Genomic DNA, 18,551 nt, shown 5'->3' with positions numbered 1-18,551 from the left:
CACCTCTCACCTCTCAATCAATACCGCCGACAGGATATCAAACGTCTGATTCTTAAGCGTTTCTGGTGTTCCTATGGTGATCCGCTCATCTTCGTAGGACAAACGTTCACCTACAGACAGACGCGCATTTTCATATCCGTTCTCCTCTAAAAGACTGCACAAAGAGTTTACTGAATTACGCTTATCCAGCAGGGCGAATATTCTCTGATTATTTTTCAATTCTTCCACCAGATCCCAGTCTCTGCCGTGCAGGCTGATCAGCCGCACATTCTCCCAGCCGGTCTTAAGTCTGGCGCATAAGTAAGAGACGGAAGATACCCCTGGAAGAATTTCCGTTTCATAAAGTTCTGAATACGGTTCCTTTAAAAGAGCGGCAGCCATTTTTTCCGCACCGCTGTAAAAACCGGCATCTCCTGAGAAAAGAACTGCAATCCTCTTATAGTCCCCGTGTTCATTCAGCCAGGGAAGAATATCCTTACTTAAATAATAAGGCAGCTTTAATACATCCGAGCTTAAGTCTCCGATATCATGAAGAATCCGCTCAGCCCCGAATACCACCTGGCAGCTCTTAAGAGTTTTTAAGGCTTTCACCGTCATCTGCTCCGGTCCGCCCATTCCGGTTCCTATTAAATAAATGGCTCCTTTACAGGAAGCTGTCTCTGCCGGTTTCTTCTTTATTAAAATTTTCTTTGCTTCTTCTAAGCCCACCCCTTCTTCGTTTAAAGGGCGTCCAATTACAACAGCTGTTATTTCACAGGAAGCAGCAGCCTGAAGTTTTTCCAAAAAACCTCCCGCCTGACCGGCTTCCTTTGTAACGAGAAAGCGGATACCATACTGTCTGATCATGGCCTGGTTCAGCTGGAGAGAAAATGGTCCCTGCATTCCAATGATCCTGTTTCCCTTAAACCCCATCTGCTCACAGGCAGTGAGTACGGATACAGTGGGAAGAACTCTTGCATAGACCCGTTCCTCAAAGCCTTCAAGCTTTGTATAGGATTCAAGCTCCTTGCTTCCTGTCGTCGCCAGCACATTGCCTGAGCTCTGGTTTAAGAAGCGGATGGCATCCTCCATGGTGTCCACCCATACCGCATGATCTCCCTCTCCGCTGTCTTTTAACGACTCCCTTAGTATCCTTAAACGTTCAACCCCTGTTGCAGTGCATGCATGAAGAATATTCCGGCTCACTTCGGCAGCATACGGGTGAGTGGCATCCAGTACAAGGATAATTCCTTTTTCCCTGATAAAGGCTTCCATTTGTTTCCCATCCATGGGAGTATCATGAATATGGAGAAACCGGCTTTCCACAAGCAGCATCTTCCCATATCCTGTTGCAACGCTGACCCATGCCTCAATCTGGTTTTCATGGCAGAATTCTGCCAGAAGCCGTCCTTCTGTTGTTCCTCCGAAAATCAAAATTCTACACATTTTTATATCCTCTTGGTGTGACCATTCTGCCGTTTATCTCTCTGGTCATGGAATTTCCTATGTAAACAGTCGTGAACATATCCACATCGGCATCTTTCAACTGGGAAAGAGATAAAACCTCCATCTCTTCTCCGTCTCTGCCGATGTTTCTTACAAGACCGCAGACCGTCTCCGGTTTCTGGTATTGCAGCACGATTTCACAGGCATTTTTCAGATAATCCGCCCGTTTTTTACTTGACGGATTGTAAAGACAGATGACCATATCACAAAGGGCCGAATTTTTCAGCCTGTCTTCAATCAGTTCCATAGGCGTAAGAAGATCACTTAAGCTGATTACGGCAAAATCATGCCCGAGAGGTGCGCCAAGCACCGCTCCGCCGCTTAGTGCTGCTGTGACACCGGGAATCACTTCAATTTCCAAGTCCTGGGAATTTTCTGCCAGCTGAAGAATGAGACCGCTCATGCCATATACGCCAGAATCTCCGCTGCAGACCATGGCAACCCGTTTTCCTTCCTGCGCTTTTAAAATTGCCATCTGACACCGTTCCTGTTCCTGCCGCATGGGTGTGGTGAGCATCTCTTTCTCCGGAAAATGTTCCCGCAAAAGATCCACATACACCGTATATCCTACAATAATCTCACTGTCTTTTAACGCACTCACTGCCCTGATTGTCATATCCTCATAGGAACCCGGACCAATCCCTACCACATACAATTTACCTGTTGTTCTCATATCATTACCTTCCAATCCCTGACTGCAGCCGCAACTGTCACGCCGGCAGCCGCTTCTTTTTTTACAATCAGTTTTCCGCCACCCAGCTCCTTAACACAGCAAAGCGCTGCCCGTTCGCATACATTGTCCACACCCGTAATCTGCTTTACAAATGGGGAAGGGGTAAATTCTCCTTCTATTCCGGCAAGAACCTCTGCCGGATATGTATAAAAAGGAACTCCCGTTTCTGCGGCAAATGCGCAGATACCTTCTTCCTCTTTCTTTAAATCAATGCTTGCACAGCCTGCTACGGCAAGTGGAGATAAATTATGCTCTTTTAAAACCCTTGATACCCCATCCCGGATAGCTGTGACAGGTGTCCCTTTCCTGCATCCGATTCCCAGAATCAGAATCTTTGGAACAAGCCTGAGCAGATGATCCGTATTTCCTTCCTCCGGCAGATTGAAAAGAGTAATAAACAGACTTATGTCAGCATCTGCTCCTGGGCATAATTCCTCCGGCAGCTTTCCTTCTATTGGAAAGTCACTGAAAAATCCAACCGTTTCTCCCCTTAACACAGCCGCTGATACCTTCTTTACCTTGTTCAGCTCTGTTATGGCAAGCCCCAGTCTTTTTGCAAACAGATCAACGGCAAATTTTCCATGTATATCGGTAGAGGTGGTAATCACAGCCTGGCCTCCTGTGATTTTGGCTGCGCGTCCAGTCAGTTCATTCGCTCCCCCTAAGTGACCGGAAATCACAGAAATACTAAACCTTCCTTCGTCATCTAAAACCACAACTGCGGGGTCCACTGCTTTTCCTTTTAAACAGGGGGCAATGGAGCGGACCGCAATTCCCATTGCTCCGATAAACACAATTCCGTCTTTTTCCAGAAACTGTTTCCTGGTCCACTCTCCCAGTGGCGATGTGAGAGGCTTTAATCCCCGTCCCTTTCCAAAGCCTTCGCAAATGTCTCCCTCTTTTATCAGTCCTTCCATCAGCTTAAGAGCGGTACTGACTCCTGCTTCTGTAAAGCAAATGACAGCAATTTTCATACCGTCTCCCCGGTTCCTTTCCGAAATTCAGTAGTAAATGACGGGTCATAGAGAAGTGATCGCCTGTAATTGCTTTGTGACACAGCCTCTCCTACCAGAATCAGCGCTGTTTTGCGTATCTGCTCCTTCAGCCCACATTCCTCAAGCGTCTGAACGGTGCAGACTATTGTCTTTTCCTCCGGCCATGTCGCCTTATAACAAATTGCTGCAGGCGTCTCCGGTGAATACCCGCCCCGAATCAGTTCTTCCGACAGTTCTCTCAGCATTCCTGTGCTTAAAAAAATTACCATGGTTGCGCCGTGAGCGGCAAAAGAGGCAATGGATTCCCGTTCCGGTACCGGCGTACGCCCCGCCATTCTGGTTATAACCACACTCTGTGTTACATCCGGAAGGGTGTACTCCATTTTAAGCGCGGAAGCCGCGCCGCAGAAGGAGCTGACACCCGGGCAGACCTCATAGTTAATTCCCCTGTCATCAAGCTCATCCATCTGCTCTCTGATGGCTCCGTAAATACAGGGATCTCCTGTATGAAGACGGACTGTCATTTCTCCTTTTGACTCCGCCTGTACTATGACCCCAATGACTTCTTCCAGTGTCATCTTCGCACTGTCATAGACAGCACAGCCTTCCTTTTTATAATCCAGAAGAGCCGGATTTACCAGAGAACCTGCATAAATAATTACATCCGCATGTTCTAAAAGCTCTTTCCCTCTTACTGTTATTAAATCCGGTGCTCCCGGACCTGCTCCTACAATATGTACCATGTTTACCTCACTATAATCAATGAATAATAACCTGCTTCGTCGGGAATCTCCATAAGTGAATGATAAACCCGCTCATCTGACATGCCGCAGTTCTCCACCATAACAGCCTCAAGTCCGCTGGCTCTGATTTCTTCCTTAACCGCCTTCATCTGTCTCCCTGCTTTCATAAGAACCTTTACACCGGGAAGCTTTAACGCCTCCCTGATCTGATAAGATGCGGGGATAATGTGAAGTTCCTCTGCTCCTGTAACCAAAGGGATGCCAAGTCTTGCCGCAGCGGCGCAAAATGATGTGATTCCGCTTTCCAGCCGTGCTGCATAGCCTTCCTTCCAAAGCCTGTCTAAAAGATAGCTGCAGGTGGAATAGATGGAGACATCCCCGAGAGTGATAAATCCCACATTTTCCTCTCTGTCCAGCCGTTCCATCACCGCTTTTGCAGCAGATTCATGGCTTTCTATAAGAACCTTCTTATCTTTTGTCATGGGCATGGGCAGATAAAGGCACTCCTTTTCCTCAATCTCCGGAACTGCCGCCTTTGCAATCTGGTATGCCGTACAAATATTTTTATCACTGTGGGGGATGGCAATGACATCCACTTCCCGGATTCTCCGGACCGCCTTTAAGGTCATCAGTTCCGGATCTCCCGGGCCCACTCCGATGCCATACATGATTCCAGCCATATGGTAACCTCCTGTCTGCTTTCACTTGTCTGTTATTCTGATTTTATGTATCCGCCGTAAAATATTTCTTAATCATCTCCGGTGCAGCCGGTGTCATGGAAAGAATCCCCAGAGTGTTTGAAAACGTAATTACTTCCACGGGTATTCCCCCTGTCCACTGCGTCATATATGCCTTTATTCTCTTTACTACCTGAGACATTACCGGTTTTAAGACTCCCAGTTCTTTTAAAATACCGGCAGCCGTTTCCATGGTATTGGCCGAAAGGATGGCTTGCTTCTCTTCACTGCCTAAAAAAGCCCGGGCACAATCCCAAAGCACCTCCATACGGCGGTCTCCATACCTGGAGTGGGTATTTTCCACACCGCCCGCAACCTTTACAAGCTTTCCGATATGTCCCACAAAAAGGATCTGCTCAAACCCTTCTTCTTTCACCATTTTGCAGGATTCCCGGATAAAATTGCTGACGGTAACGCCTTCCCCTTCCGGAAGGTTTAACTCTTCTTTTATAAATGACTCTCCATAATTGCCCGGCGTTAAAATCACCCGTTTCAGCCCGGCCACTGCTTTCATATGAAGCTCCAGCTGAATGGTTGCAACCAGAGCCTCCTCACTCATGGGCTTTACGATTCCGGTTGTTCCAAGAATGGACAGTCCCCCTGTAATTCCAAGCTTTGAATTAAATGTTTTTTCAGCCAGCTCCCTGCCTTTTGGAATCCACACACAGATCAGCAAGGCGCCTTTGAAACCGGCCATTCTTCTTACTTCATCCACTTCATCAAAGATCATGCTTCTGGGCACCGGATTAATAGCCGGATATCCAACAGGTGAAGAAAGGCCGGGTTTGGTCACCCGGCCGACACCTTCCAGTGCTGTTAAAACCAGCTGCCCGAATTCACCGGTCCTTTCTCTTATGAAAGAACAGCCGGCTATAGATCCGCCTTCTAAAGCTTCATTTAAGAATTCCACAGATGCAAAGATCAGCGCCTTGTCGGTAACATCCGGATCATCACCTGCATCTTTTTTGACTGCACAGGACACCTTGTCCTGCTTCATGACAACATGAAAAAGGGGCAGATCGGCTTCCGTCCCTTTTGGCGTCATTAGCTTCATATGTTGTAGCAGGTTACCCGAAAGCAGCATTGCTGCCGCCGCTTTGGCAGCAACAGCCGCACAGGTACCAGTGGTAAATCCGCATCGCAATTCTCTTTTTTCCATATTTCTCTTCCTCTTTGAAAAATATTATAAGAGATTTTTGCCTCCGGTGCAAGGAATTTCCTGCTTTTTACCTATACTTCCTCTTTTTTCTCAATTGCGTCGTTCTTCATTTCTCTTTTTCTTTTGGTAATCAGACCGCCGATCCGGCCGCTCTCCTTTGCACTTAAACAGCGCCAGCCTCCGGTTATCACCTTTTGGTCAAGACCAAGCTCCGTTGCTATTTCAAATTTAAGTATCTCCTCCGGTTTTAAGTTGCGGGGATCAAAGGGTTCTGTTTTCTTTCCTTTTGGCATACTGTCGTTCTCCTTTCATAAATCTAAAAAGAGTATGCCCGTTTCAGATGGAAATAAACTCCATTTGAATAAAACAAGAAGAAAGAAGCAAAATACCGCTTCTTTCTTCTTAAATAAAACTATCTTCTTGGTATAATCACTGCTGCAATGATATAAGCCACAATTCCGGAACCCGTGCAGGCAAGAATCGCCCATAAAAGACGTATAATTGTGGGGTCTACATCAAAATATTCTGCAATTCCGCCGCATACACCGCACAGCATTTTGTCCGTATCAGAACGGTATAATTTTTTCTCCATGATTAAATCTCCTCTCTTGTTTTCACTATGGTGACTTTATTAATAAAAATTAACTTCAATTGCTCCTGTACTGCAATCCAGACTCATGTCCTTGTCAGCAGAATAATCCCAGTTATCTCCGCTGGCAACGCCGGCCATCTGTTCATCTGCAATTTTAATGGCCCCAAGGCTTGACTGAACCTTGTAATTATAATCTTCCTTTTTCCCGGAAAGAAGCAGTTTTACTGCACCCACGCTGCATTCTCCATTGATATCACCAGTGGTTGTTCCGGTATATTCCAAAGCTCCCACACTGCATTCAAGATTTAAATCATTGACATTGCCCTGCCTGACGGTAAGTGCGCCTGCTTTTACTTCCAGATTCATATCATCTGCAGATAAGGAACGGCAGACTACAATGGGAGTGGCTCCCTCTCTCTTCATCATGCCTTTCTTCCTGGATACTTCTAAATCCACTTTTGAAAAACGATACTCCTTTGGCACACTGATTATCATAACCAGATCTGAGTCATCTGTCATAATCCCGCCGCCGGCAGTCAGTTCCAGTTCTCCATTGGATTCTCCTATATGCCAGTTGCCATCGTCTTTGTTGCAATATATGGTTAATTCACTCACAGCAGGATCTTCTTTTATAAAAATCCTTCCCGCCCTGATCTCCGCTTTCAGGCTTTTTGCTGTACCGGTGGTATAAATCTGCCGGCCTGATTCAGCAGGTTCATCAAGATCAAGGTAGGAATAATCTCCTGTTTCCACTGCATGATTTTCAAAATCCATATCGTCAAATGAAAAATTATTCCTCCAGTGGACCACTTCCCCCGGCGCAATATCCCAGATATTAGCTCCATAGGAGGCAGCGGCTGCAGCCATAGCTCCTCCTGCAACCACAAGAATTATTCCTGCGATCAGACATTTTTTCACAAATTTGTTCATGTCCGGGCCCTCCTTCCATGCAATAATCTGCTAAACATATTGATACAGCTTCGAAACAGAAATGGAAGAAACTTTCCGTAAAATACGCTGCACACTGCCAGTGAGACGACGCCAAGACCAAGTATGAGTATCCCCAGCCCCAGTAACAATATTCCGTCTAAGGGATGAATGATCATGGCAGTAAAACCAGCAACTGCCAGGGCAAATCCGGCTGCAAGTAATGCAAAAGTGATTGCTCCTACTGCCACCACTGCTGCAACCAAAACTCCGAAAAGACCAGCCAGTATGCCTACAATCCCTCCGCCAATGCCAAAAAGCATAGGGGATGCAGCGATGATCAGTATAATCCACAAAATAATCTTAATAAGACGTCTGCCATCCCTGGGTTTGCTTTCTGCAGGTCTCCTTCCCGTTTGTTCATACCCACTGTCTTTTTCCGGCTGCTCTGTAACCTCCGGGAGATCGTAGCGCTTTGCCATCTGGAAATTAGGATCCCGAAAGCGTTCATCCTGATAACCGCTTTCCGTAAATTCACCGCCGTCCTTTAAATGACCGTTCATATCAGCCCGGATCATGGCTGCGATCCGCTCCGGACTTCCAAATTCACGAATCACCGAATCTTCATTCTCCGCCCCAGCTTCTTCCAGATAATCTCTGTAATATTCAATTGCATCTTCTTTTTCTTCATCCGGAATATCCGCCAGCAGATATTCCAGCTCTCTCATAAACTCATCCCTGTTCATATATGTGCCTCCTCAAAAATACGGGATATCTTCTGCGAATAGCCTGCCCATTCGCTCTTATAGAGATTTAACTGTATCCGCCCTTTTTCCGTAATCTTATAATACCTGCGGTTTCTTCCATCGTATGCAAGATCATATACTTCAAGACATTCTTCCTTCTGAAGCCTGCGAAGCACAGGATAAAGCGTTGATTCTGAAATCTCAATAACATTTCTCACATCCTGGGTGATCTTGTAGCCGTAAGTTCCCTCCTGGTCCTTCGATACGACCGCCAGGACAATGGCGTCCAATAATGCTGCTCCTGTGTTAAAAACCATACGTCCACTCCTATCTTTCCTGCCTGGGTGTTCCTTTATTCTCTGCTTTCTCCAGGATCCTTTGGTATGATCACTGCTGCGAGTATATAAATGGCAATACTTCCGCCGATTAAGGATGCGCCTGTAAATAAATGAAACAGATGCCTCCATGTCTGAAACAGCATGAGCAGAACCCATATCAGCCTTATCATAACCGGATCCACAACCAGATACTCCCCTATTCCTCCGCAAACTCCAAATAAAACTTTGTTCTTCACTGAACGGTACAAACGTTTCGATCCCACGATTGACCACCTTTCCTCTGACTTTTTAATTATCATTTATAATATTATTTAGGTTTGTATATTATATGTTGTATAATATATTGTTATTATATGCTATATAATATTAGTTGTCAACACCTATCAGAAAAAAATGCAAAAAACCCCTAGCCCGCGTAATCAGGGACTAAGGGAGTTAAAACCGAAGAAAATTTTTAGCCTATGCTTTTTAACTTCGTGTATCTGAACTATTTTTTACAAGAAACTTATCAAAAGCCTTCTCAACTTCTTCTTCCTCATCTGTGTAAGCTGTAAGTTCCAGCGTTTCCTCCAGATTCAGGCTGAAAATTCCCATAATGGATTTTGCATCTACCATGTACTTTGACTGGGATAAATCCATTTCACAGTCAAAATGACTGCAAATCCTGTTAAATTCCTGTACACTTGCTACAGTAGGTATATAAACTGTTTTCTTTATCATATGAAACCTCCCGATTTTGTTTTTCTCCATATAATGATACAATGCACCAATGAGATTGGAATCATTAAAATAGCGGCAGGCAGTTACCTCCGGTGTGGGTAAAAATGGGGACAGCTTCCGCAGAGGATTCTCATTACAAAGTTTCTCCACATGTTTTCTGACATACTCAATCAGAAGAGGCTGTTTGCTGATACCGCCTCCGATTGCCACAAGCTCCGCATCAAAAAGTACCTGCAAATTATAAATCCGAACCGCAAGCTGTTTCGTAAAGCGGTCTAACCCCTTTAACACTTCCGGATTTCCCTGTTCTGCCATCTCAAAGATCCGGATTCCGTCAAGCTCTTCCTTCGAAATTCCCGTTTCTTCTGACACTGCTTTTACCAGGGCCGGAGTTCCTCCTGTTGTTCCCCAGTATCCAGTCATCTGGTCCAGATTTTCATCTGATACTGCCATGTAGCTGAATTCTCCTGCCGAAAAATGCTTTCCCTTATAGATCTTCCCGTCGATGATCAGACCTCCTCCGACAGCAGTCCCCAGCACAAGCACAATCCCATTTCTTACGTCTTTCAGGCTTCCCATCCATTTTTCTGCCAGAGCCGCGCATTTCCCGTCATTTTCAATTGTAACCGGCACTTTGCATCTTTCCTGAAGCAGCTCAACCATATTATGACCTGAAACACACCTTATCTTCCCGCCTGTATAGCAGTATCCTGTTTCACTGTCTAATATCCCGGGAGCACTCATGGCAATCCCTTTTGCCCTGTCTTCATACTTTTTGAAAATGGAATACAGGGTTTCCAGATAATCCTCCAGTTGATTGTTTTCATAAACCTTTGTCCTGACTTTGTCTTTTTCAACAATTTCCCCTCGTTCGTTCATAAGTGCATACTTAATAAACGTACCACCTGCATCAATTACCAGATATTCCATCCATATTCTCCTCCTTCTCCAGTTTTCGCAGCAAGTAGGCTGGAGTACAGCTCCATGCGTGGCAATAGCTGTTTACAGCGGATGAACCATAGGGAGATTCTTCCGGATTTTCCGGGTTATACAGTTCCCAGAATGTATCTGCCCCCTGGGAAAGCATTCCGCCCCAGTAATATTTCATATAATCCACTGCCATTTTCTTTTCTCCGCACAGAATCAGCGCTTCCACATAATGATGATTCATGTAAGGCGTCACCATCCCCATAGCGGGATTCATCTCTGTAATTCGTTTTATGAGCGCACCAGCCTCTTCACCTTTTATGACACCTGCCAGTACCATCCATACCTGGCTTGCATAAGAAACCTGACGTTTGGCCCCGCTGACAAACACATTAAGCTTTTCATCCCATAAATACTTCAAAGCCGCACTGCTGCAATACCCCTTTTCCTCCTGTAATTGCTTTGCAATCTCTTTTTCCCCCAGAATCGTAGCAAGCTCAATCGCTGCCTTCAGGGTATAGATATAGATTGCCTGAGCACTGGCCTGTTTGTCAAGTCCTTCTTTCCAGTCAACAAAGCACCAGAACTTGTCGCTGCCTTCAATTAAATACTTATCATTGAAACGCTCTCTTGCCAGTTCAATCTGCCGGTAAGCCGGCTGCCAAAGCTCCTTTAAGGTTTCCAGATCTTTTGAGGCCTCATAATAGTCCTTCAGAGTGGATACAAAAAACAAAGAATAATCAAACAAAAAAGTATCATCTACAAGATACTCCGGCTCTGTAAAAAGGCAGGCACCGATGGCTCCGTCATCTCTGGTAAGTCCGCCGAATAAATACAGGCATCTTTTAACCATATCATAATTTTTAAAGGTTTCATAATTGGCAAGTGCCTGCAGCCTTAAATCACCCAGCCAAAGCCGCCTGTCACGTTTGGGACCATCCTCAAACACAGACTGCATACAGTTTTGAAGCGTCCGTAAGCTGACTCTGTCCAGCTGTCTCATGAGCGGATTAGCAACAGATGCCACCCCTTCCATACTCACTGCCGAAACGGCCCTGCACATAACTTCCTCCACCGCCACCTGGTATTTTAAAGAGGTATCCACCACATAAATCTCCAGAAAGCGGAACGCATACCTTCTTGGAAGTTCCAAACATACGGGAAGTACATCAATATGTATATACTCTTCCTGAATCCATCCCCTGCTGATCCAGCCATTGTATTCTTCGGAATTTTCTATTATTTCTCTGGCAATTTCACCAAATTTCAGCCTTAAGTATGCTGGTGCATCCTGAGGACTTCCGGCTGATTTTAGCTTTAAACTGACATATCCTACCTGATGATCTCCAAAATCCAGAACAATAGAATCTCCTTTTTTCAGTAAAATACTGGATAAATCATTAAGCTTTGCTCCTGGATGAATCTTCCCTTTTTCATCCACAGTTACAATACCCGCCGGTTTCACCAGATTTTCTATCAGCTTTCCCTCCAGCTTTTTTGCTTTCTCTATAAATGCCTCATTGGTAACTCTCTTCATCTCTAAATCAATACTGACTGATGCCATAATTATTCCTTTCTTAACGTTTTACCGCTCTTCTTTCCTCCAGCTCCCTGTTAATCTGCGGAAGTTTTTTATCCAGGTCATACATCAGGAAAGTAATAATAGTCAAAATATTAGTTGCAAGAGGGATCCAGATATACATGGCACTGATGGCATTTAAGGCAGAGTCTGTCTGGACCTGTGCGTTTGCCACATAACCGCTTGATGCCAAAAGTGCTGCAGCAACAGAACTTGCGACTGCCATTCCCACCTTGCCTATAAATCCGTTTACTGCTGACATGGTTCCTGCAATGTTAACACCTGATTTCCATTCCCCATAATCCACCGGATCAGGCTGAATGGCGAAATGCATGCTTCCCTTCAGTCCATATCCCAAGGCTGACACTGTCACACCTGCAAGCACGACTGGAACTGAAGTTCCCCCTGCGAAAACAATAAGAAGTCCGGCTCCGTGGAACACAGAACCAGTTATCATTAGATTTCTTTTTGAAGTCAGTCGAGCCAGAAACGGAACACAAAGGTTTGTAATAACAGGGATTAAGGTTGTAATGGTCGCCGCCACACTTGAAAGCTCTTTATTGTTGAGGTTATAAGTAAAGTAATATATGATGGCTCCTGCCTGAATAATAAAGCCGCCGAAAAACCAGATAATATTGGCAGCAAACAATAGCCATGGTTTATTGTGAATCAGACAGTTAATACTGGCCTTCAGGCTTGTCTTTTCTTCACTTACCTGCACTCTTTCCTTTGTGTTGAAAAAGCAGAAAAAGAATACCAGACAGCCTATGATACCGAAAATCATCATTACGATTCGAAATCCTACGGCTTCATTTCCATTTCCAAACCGATCCACCATCTTGAGAGCAAAAGCAGATACTACAGTAGAACCCATATAAGAGAAAAACACACGGCTGGCAGCCAGATTGGTTCTCTCCTGAGGATCTGCTGTCAGAGACGGCAGTATGGAGGCCATGGGAATATTTACAATGGTATAGGCAAGAGATAAAAGCATATAGGTTACATATGCATAAATGAGCATCCCCTTCTGTGAAATATTCGGTACGCTGAACGCCAGAAACGCAGTCACTGCAAACGGTACCGCACCTGCAAATATCCATGGTCTGGATTTCCCCCATTTCGTATTGGTTCTGTCAATAAGAATCCCCACTGCCAAATCTGTAAATCCATCAAAAATTTTAGTTACCAGAAACATAACGCTTACTGCCGCTGCATTTAAATGCATCACATCTGTATAAAAATATAATAAGTACAAAGAAATTACCTGCCAGATCAGATTACAGGCAAAATCAGAAGAACCATAGCCAATCCGCTGCCTCCACTTGCTTTTTTTAATCTCTTTCTCAAAAGTATCCATCTTCTCCTACCTTTCCATTTTCATTGATAGTTGTATCCTATCATCTGGAAATGATTTTGACTAATGACTAATTTATGTTATTGACTTGATATTTTTTAAGATGGTACACTGGTAGAAAGAACATGACCGGAGGAAGCTGCCATGAAAATACACAAGAACAAATTTAAAGAATATATTTTTACATATAATGAAGATGAAGAATTTTACCGCCGCCTTTATGAAGCAGAACAACGCTCTCCCCAGAATTTCTCCTCACTTGTGAATTCGTTGGACCAGGAATATATTGAACGACGCCAGCTCTATGTCCCCTGCCTGCACCCAATATGGCATCCGTATATATCTGAAAACACATTTTTCAAATCCAGCTCCCAGAATATTTACATTGCAAGGCATAACCGCTATTCTCCCGAATTTATTCACGAGCATGAATTTTATGAATGCTTTTACGTTTATTCCGGTACCTGCACCAATACCATACAAGGAAAAAAAAGAGTGTGCAAGGCCGGAGATTTATGTATTATTCCGCCCAAAACCAAGCACAGCATTGCCGTATTTGATGACAGTATTGTGATTAATATCATGATAAAATCCAATGCCTTCCACGCTACCTTTTTTGAGCTGTTCGCCAACAACAATGCATTGTCCCTGTTTTTTGCCTATACCCTGTATAAAAAAACGGAAAACAATTACCTGCTGTTTCATACCAGGTCGGACGAGGTAATCTGCTCTCTGGTTGAAGACATCTATATTGAATTCTACGGACATGAAAAGTACTCTGACCCCCTTTTGGACAGCTATCTTCTCACATTCTGGGCAATCCTGCTGCGCCGCCATGAAAAGCATCTGGAAAGTTTTTTAAATACCACCCATGAAAACCTTGCCCTTCCTGATATCCTGAATTACTTTCAGACTCATTTCATGGATATCACGCTTTCCTCTGCGGCAGAACATTTCGGCTTTTCCGTTCCCCATTTCAGCAAGCTGGTCAAGGAACATACAGGCCAGACCTTTATTAAGCTTATCCGGAACATCCGGCTGGAAAAAGCCTGCCGGGCTCTTAAAAATACAAATTTAAGCATCTCTTCCATTTGTGAAATTATCGGATATACAAATCCGGAACACTTTAACCGGATTTTTAAGGAAACCTTTCATATGACTCCGGGAGAATATCGGAAAAATAAATGAATACCTACGCCGCCTTCACAAAAAGCATAAATAACAGCAGGTATCCTCTGTAAGAAATGAAAAGGATACCTGCTGCTATAATCCAAAAAAACAGACGTGCTACAAACTAAACACATGCAGCAGACGTTTCAAATAATCCCCAAACTTCGCCTCCCGCACAGCTCCCGCTGTCAGAACCGGTACTTCGCCGATCTTTTTCCCGCCAAGAGTATAGATCAGATTTCCTGCCGGCTGCCCATCTTCTACGGGAGCAGTCACGGAAGGAACCAGCTCCAGCTTCCTTTCTATCGCAGTAAAATCTTCTCCCTTCAGGCTTAAATAAGAAAACGAACCGCCGTACTTTAAAGGAACTATCTCTTCTACACCGTTATCCACAACCATATCCGGAAGAGGCAGCATCTCTTTGTCTTCATACAGCTTGCAGTTTGCATAACCGTAATTTAACAGAGTCTGGGCATCTGCAAATCTCACTTTATAATCCGGCGCAGCCATGATGGAAGCAATCAGACGGACACCGTCTTTTTCGGCAGTCGCAGAGAGACAGTACTTTGCAATAGATGTAGATCCGGTTTTTAAACCAGTTACCTGAAAGTTTGTTGCCATTTTTAAAAGCTTGTTGGTATTGGAAAGTCCAAATTCCTTTGTTCCCTGTTTTGTCACATGGGTGATGTTTTCCATCCAGATTGTGGAGTAATTATGAATCTGGGGATACTTGTTGATCAGTTCCCTGGACATAATTGCAATATCTCTGGCAGTGGTTACATGAGTGGGGGATTCCGTAAGACCGCAGCAGTCTTCAAAATGGGTATTTGCCATTCCCAGTGCAGCTGCCCGCTCATTCATCATTTTCACAAATTCATCCTCTGTTCCTGCTATGTATTCTGCCATGGCAACGGAGGCATCGTTTCCTGACGCTACAACGATACATTTAATCAGAGTTTCAACCGTCTGAACTTCTCCTTCTTCCAGGAATACCTGGGATCCGCCCATGGATTTGGCATGAGCACTGGTCACAACCTCATCCGTCATTTTAATCTTACCAGATTCCAGAGCATCAAAAATAAGGATCAGCGTCATAATTTTTGTGATGCTGGCAGGACTTCTTTTTTCATCTGCATCCTTCTCGTAAATGACCTGGCCGGTAGATGCTTCCATTAAAATCGCACTTGGAGACTGCAGCGCCGGACCGCCTTCTGTGTTAACTGCCTGGGCCTCTTCCGCCTTTACAATCATGTCCGAGGCAACCGCTATATCCGGCACCTGCCCTGCCGCCGTCTGACATAAACAGGAAAATAGCAGAAAAAAGCTTAATAAAAATGCTGTAACTCTTTTCATGTTATACACGTTCCTCTGATCAATACCTTTCTATCATTGTATGGGACTGCTTCCCCTACATATGCCACTTTTACTGAAAAAAATTACCCCATTTTCATTTCATCTTTCTACAAAGTATGCTATACTTGGACAGGGAATGTTATTTTAGTAATAGTTACAACCAAAAATATAACAGAATTATGAGGTTTCGTTATGAATCAAAATGATTATCGAAAATGGACTGTTGGAAAAGGGCCGAAAAATCCAAAAAATCTGATAGCAGTCATTCTTGCCGGACTGCTGATTGTAATAATAATGATACTCTGCGGTATCATTATTAATAAGAAGATGGGGCATAGAATCCTGCCCGCTGATTCATCGGTGGCATCTGTTTCTTCCGAAAGTGAAGCACAGCCTGCTTCTGAGGAAACTACCAATGCCAGTACATCACAGGCAGATGATCTGATGGCTCTTTTATCAAACGCAGAGAATCTCGCATCCCAATATGATTATGACGGAGCCATTAACCTTTTAAAATCCGATGCCGCATTAGCAGCAAAAGAGGAAGTTGTTTCAGCTGTTACCGGCTATGAGGCATCTAAAGCTGCCCTTGTCCGGATGAATCCGCAGGATGTCACCCATGTTTTTTTCCATTCACTGATTATGGATACATCTAAGGCCTTTGACGGTGATTCCAAGCAGGACGGATACAACCAGATGATGACTACCAAAGATGAATTTATAAAAATGATGCAGTCCATGTATGACAAGGGTTATGTTCTTGTAAAAATTCATGATCTGGCTTATGAAACGAAAGATGAAAACGGCAATCCAAAGTTTGTATATGGAGACATTATGCTGCCTCCGGGGAAAAAAGCCTTTGTGTTGTCTCAGGATGATTTATGCTATTATGAATATATGCAGGGGGATGGCTTTGCCACCCGCATGATTATCGGAGAGGATGGCTATCCTACCTGTGAGATGCAGATGGATGACGGCAGTGTTTCTGTCGGTGATTATGATGTAGTGCCGATTCTTGAAAACTTTATAAAGACCCACCCCGGTTTTTCCTATAGGGGCGCAAGAGGAATCCTGGCCTTTACCGGATACAATGGAATTCTCGGCTACCGGACGGACGAAGCCTATAAAGATACCAACCCCAATTACGAAGCAGACCGCCAGGCGGCTGCCAGGGTTGCACAGGCGTTAAAGGACCACGGCTGGGAATTGTCTTCCCACAGCTGGGGACACCGCAATATGGGTTCTATTTCCATGGAACACTTTAAGACTGATACGGATAAGTGGGAACGCAATGTAGAGTCTATTATCGGACCTACTGATATCATACTATTTCCCTTTGGAAGCGATATCGGAAGCTGGACTCCCTACACAGACAGCAATGAACGTTTTACATATTTAAAATCCAAGGGCTTCCGCTACTTCTGCAACGTAGATGCAAGCAAGACCACCTGGATGCAGCTTGGACCTGATTACTTCAGACAAGCCAGAAGGAATTTGGATGGTTACCGGATGTTTTATTATCCTGACAGTTTAAGTGATTTATTTAATGTATCTGATATATTTGATCCGGCAAGACCTAAGCCGGTTCCGCCTATGAAATAATAATGATAATAATAGTCCATATGCAAAGACTGACACACACTGGTTAAATTAAATAACCAGTGTGTGTCAGTCTTTTTTAATATCGTTCTTTTAAAATTGCACAACTCCTTTTACAGGTTTTGCAGGTTCTACCGACTCGGCATATAAAACCGGTCCTTCCCCTTCGTAATCTTTCCAGTATTCATATGCAATTCTGGCTTTTACGCGAACCCACTGCTTTGTCTCAAGATCTTTGGCATCCCTGGACTTGGTTATAAAGCCCAGAAACGTCATATCGTCTTCACAGCAGGTCATGGCCATACGGCCGGGTACAAAATAATTCTTCGGGAAGTCCGGAGTCTTTAAAACCATGGCGGTAAATTCCACGGTCTTCCCTTCGTAACGGTCCCGGCGTTCCATGCAGTCCAGATACCAGATTCCATATGCTTCCGGTGAAATTTCCACTAAATCGGCGCCGATATCATAAGGTAAGTCTTCTTCTGCGATTTCATTGACTTCTCCCTCAGAATCTTCGAACACAATTTCTCCCCGGAGGCACATGGCTTTTAGTGTACGCCGATAGCCGGACAAATCCTCTATTCCATCACAGCGGTTGCAGATAATCATCTCAGAATCGCGCACCATGGAATACAAAAGTGACTTCATATTGGCAGCATACAGATCAAAGGTAGACATATCAATCAGCGTTATCTGCTGATAGACCTTCCAGTCATCAGGAAGCTTCAAATCATCTAAATTCCACATGCCATTCCATTCGATTAAAACTCTCTCCGGATTATACAAAAGCTCCAGTTCCAGAAGTCTTTCCTGGTTTAGTTCTTCCAGGCTGTCGATGTAAACGGCTGCTGTCTTTGTCCGTTTCAGCAGCTCATCACTGTATTCCGTTTCGCCTTCTTCGCAGACAATGAGAAGTGTCTTCCCTTCCGCCTTAAAATAATCCTGCTCCATGGTAAATTGAAGGAACTGGGTCTTTCCTGACTCTAAAAATCCGTCGATCAGGAAAACCGGCATAAAATCATCTTCCATTTCGTCGATATTACTCATGATTCCCTCCAATTCATCTATTTGCCAAAGGCCTGTTTTAACTCTTCTTCTTTCAGATCAGCCCCGATTACGCAAACCTTTCCGGTGTATTCCGGTTTCCCGTCCCGAATTTCATATTGCTCCGGTACCAGATCAAAATAAAGCCATGTTCCCTTTTCCGTGCCGGGAATCATGCCCTTGGCACGAAGTACATCTCCAAAACCATCTCCATATGCAAGTTCGTCAAGAATCTGATCCAGTGTCTCCTTACTCATTGCAGGCACATTCTCAAGTCCCCAGCTGCTGAATACTTCATCTGCATGATGATGATCGTGGTCATGACCGCAGCTGCAGCCACCCTCATGATC

20 protein-coding genes are annotated in these 18,551 nt (G+C 44.4%); 2 read left to right on the top strand and 18 right to left on the bottom strand.

The annotated features are described in order from the left end of the window. Positions 1–6: 6 nt before the first annotated feature. From cobK to V7D18_RS15610, 15 genes are all read right to left on the bottom strand, one after another. Positions 7–1,425, bottom strand: a complete 1,419-nt coding sequence (gene cobK, locus V7D18_RS15680; RefSeq protein ID WP_426155465.1) for a precorrin-6A reductase — start codon at positions 1,423–1,425, stop codon at positions 7–9. Continuing rightward, positions 1,418–2,158 (bottom strand): precorrin-3B C(17)-methyltransferase, encoded by a 741-nt coding sequence (gene cobJ / locus V7D18_RS15675; protein ID WP_426155463.1) that lies wholly within the window; start codon positions 2,156–2,158, stop codon positions 1,418–1,420. Before cobJ ends, cobK begins: the two co-directional genes overlap by 8 nt. Continuing rightward, complete coding sequence (locus V7D18_RS15670; protein WP_426155461.1) at positions 2,155–3,192, bottom strand: cobalt-precorrin 5A hydrolase; 1,038 nt, start codon at positions 3,190–3,192, stop codon at positions 2,155–2,157. The genes cobJ and V7D18_RS15670 overlap by 4 nt, the downstream gene beginning before the upstream one ends. Continuing rightward, positions 3,189–3,956, bottom strand: coding sequence for a precorrin-4 C(11)-methyltransferase (cobM, locus tag V7D18_RS15665; protein WP_426155459.1), 768 nt, complete (start codon positions 3,954–3,956; stop codon positions 3,189–3,191). The genes V7D18_RS15670 and cobM overlap by 4 nt, the downstream gene beginning before the upstream one ends. Positions 3,957–3,958: 2 nt before the next feature. Then, positions 3,959–4,636, bottom strand: a complete 678-nt coding sequence (gene cobI, locus V7D18_RS15660) for a precorrin-2 C(20)-methyltransferase (RefSeq protein WP_426155458.1) — start codon at positions 4,634–4,636, stop codon at positions 3,959–3,961. A gap of 43 nt (positions 4,637–4,679) precedes the next feature. Further along, positions 4,680–5,852 carry a cobalt-precorrin-5B (C(1))-methyltransferase CbiD gene (cbiD, locus tag V7D18_RS15655; protein WP_426155457.1) on the bottom strand — a complete coding sequence of 391 codons (1,173 nt, stop codon included), beginning with the start codon at positions 5,850–5,852 and terminating at the stop codon, positions 4,680–4,682. Positions 5,853–5,923: 71 nt separating this feature from the next. Continuing rightward, positions 5,924–6,145 (bottom strand): small, acid-soluble spore protein, alpha/beta type, encoded by a 222-nt coding sequence (locus tag V7D18_RS15650; protein WP_117418183.1) that lies wholly within the window; start codon positions 6,143–6,145, stop codon positions 5,924–5,926. A 119-nt stretch (positions 6,146–6,264) separates the two neighbouring features. Beyond that, positions 6,265–6,444 (bottom strand): PspC domain-containing protein, encoded by a 180-nt coding sequence (locus V7D18_RS15645; RefSeq protein ID WP_117417952.1) that lies wholly within the window; start codon positions 6,442–6,444, stop codon positions 6,265–6,267. A 39-nt stretch (positions 6,445–6,483) separates the two neighbouring features. Beyond that, positions 6,484–7,374 (bottom strand): hypothetical protein, encoded by an 891-nt coding sequence (locus tag V7D18_RS15640; RefSeq protein ID WP_426155454.1) that lies wholly within the window; start codon positions 7,372–7,374, stop codon positions 6,484–6,486. Further along, positions 7,371–8,117 carry a DUF1700 domain-containing protein gene (locus V7D18_RS15635; protein ID WP_426155453.1) on the bottom strand — a complete coding sequence of 249 codons (747 nt, stop codon included), beginning with the start codon at positions 8,115–8,117 and terminating at the stop codon, positions 7,371–7,373. The genes V7D18_RS15640 and V7D18_RS15635 overlap by 4 nt, the downstream gene beginning before the upstream one ends. Then, a complete protein-coding gene (locus tag V7D18_RS15630; protein ID WP_104438483.1) occupies positions 8,114–8,434 on the bottom strand; it encodes a PadR family transcriptional regulator in 321 nt (106 codons plus the stop codon). Before V7D18_RS15630 ends, V7D18_RS15635 begins: the two co-directional genes overlap by 4 nt. A 35-nt stretch (positions 8,435–8,469) precedes the next feature. Next, a complete protein-coding gene (locus V7D18_RS15625) occupies positions 8,470–8,718 on the bottom strand; it encodes a PspC domain-containing protein (protein ID WP_288825777.1) in 249 nt (82 codons plus the stop codon). Between the two features lie 205 nt (positions 8,719–8,923). Further along, a complete protein-coding gene (locus tag V7D18_RS15620; protein ID WP_426155450.1) occupies positions 8,924–10,105 on the bottom strand; it encodes an ROK family protein in 1,182 nt (393 codons plus the stop codon). Then, positions 10,086–11,666 (bottom strand): cellobiose phosphorylase, encoded by a 1,581-nt coding sequence (locus V7D18_RS15615; RefSeq protein ID WP_426155448.1) that lies wholly within the window; start codon positions 11,664–11,666, stop codon positions 10,086–10,088. Before V7D18_RS15615 ends, V7D18_RS15620 begins: the two co-directional genes overlap by 20 nt. Before the next feature lie 13 nt (positions 11,667–11,679). Then, positions 11,680–13,038 carry a glycoside-pentoside-hexuronide (GPH):cation symporter gene (locus tag V7D18_RS15610; RefSeq protein ID WP_426155446.1) on the bottom strand — a complete coding sequence of 453 codons (1,359 nt, stop codon included), beginning with the start codon at positions 13,036–13,038 and terminating at the stop codon, positions 11,680–11,682. 141 nt (positions 13,039–13,179) lie between these two features. Between V7D18_RS15610 and V7D18_RS15605 the strand changes: the two genes are divergently transcribed. Then, entirely contained in the window at positions 13,180–14,223 is a 1,044-nt protein-coding gene (locus tag V7D18_RS15605) for an AraC family transcriptional regulator (RefSeq protein WP_426155444.1), read from the top strand. Between the two features lie 99 nt (positions 14,224–14,322). On the opposite strand, the gene V7D18_RS15600 is transcribed toward V7D18_RS15605, so the two are convergent. Continuing rightward, positions 14,323–15,558, bottom strand: coding sequence for a D-alanyl-D-alanine carboxypeptidase family protein (locus V7D18_RS15600; RefSeq protein ID WP_426155442.1), 1,236 nt, complete (start codon positions 15,556–15,558; stop codon positions 14,323–14,325). 294 nt (positions 15,559–15,852) lie between these two features. Here V7D18_RS15600 and V7D18_RS15595 point away from each other — a divergent pair, with 294 nt between their 5' ends. Next, positions 15,853–17,160, top strand: a complete 1,308-nt coding sequence (locus V7D18_RS15595) for a polysaccharide deacetylase family protein (protein ID WP_426155828.1) — start codon at positions 15,853–15,855, stop codon at positions 17,158–17,160. Positions 17,161–17,250: 90 nt separating this feature from the next. Here the strand turns inward: V7D18_RS15595 and V7D18_RS15590 are convergent, their stop codons facing one another. Together V7D18_RS15590 and V7D18_RS15585 are read right to left on the bottom strand one after the other, a co-directional pair. Beyond that, entirely contained in the window at positions 17,251–18,204 is a 954-nt protein-coding gene (locus V7D18_RS15590) for a GTP-binding protein (RefSeq protein WP_426155440.1), read from the bottom strand. A 17-nt stretch (positions 18,205–18,221) separates the two neighbouring features. Next, positions 18,222–18,551 (bottom strand): GTP-binding protein (locus V7D18_RS15585; protein ID WP_426155438.1); only part of this gene is annotated, 330 nt, incomplete at its 5' end.

The sequence above is a fragment of the Lacrimispora sp. 38-1 genome (genome assembly GCF_049890855.1).
GTDB lineage: Bacteria > Bacillota > Clostridia > Lachnospirales > Lachnospiraceae > Lacrimispora.
This window is presented reverse-complemented; position numbering and strand designations above follow the sequence as displayed.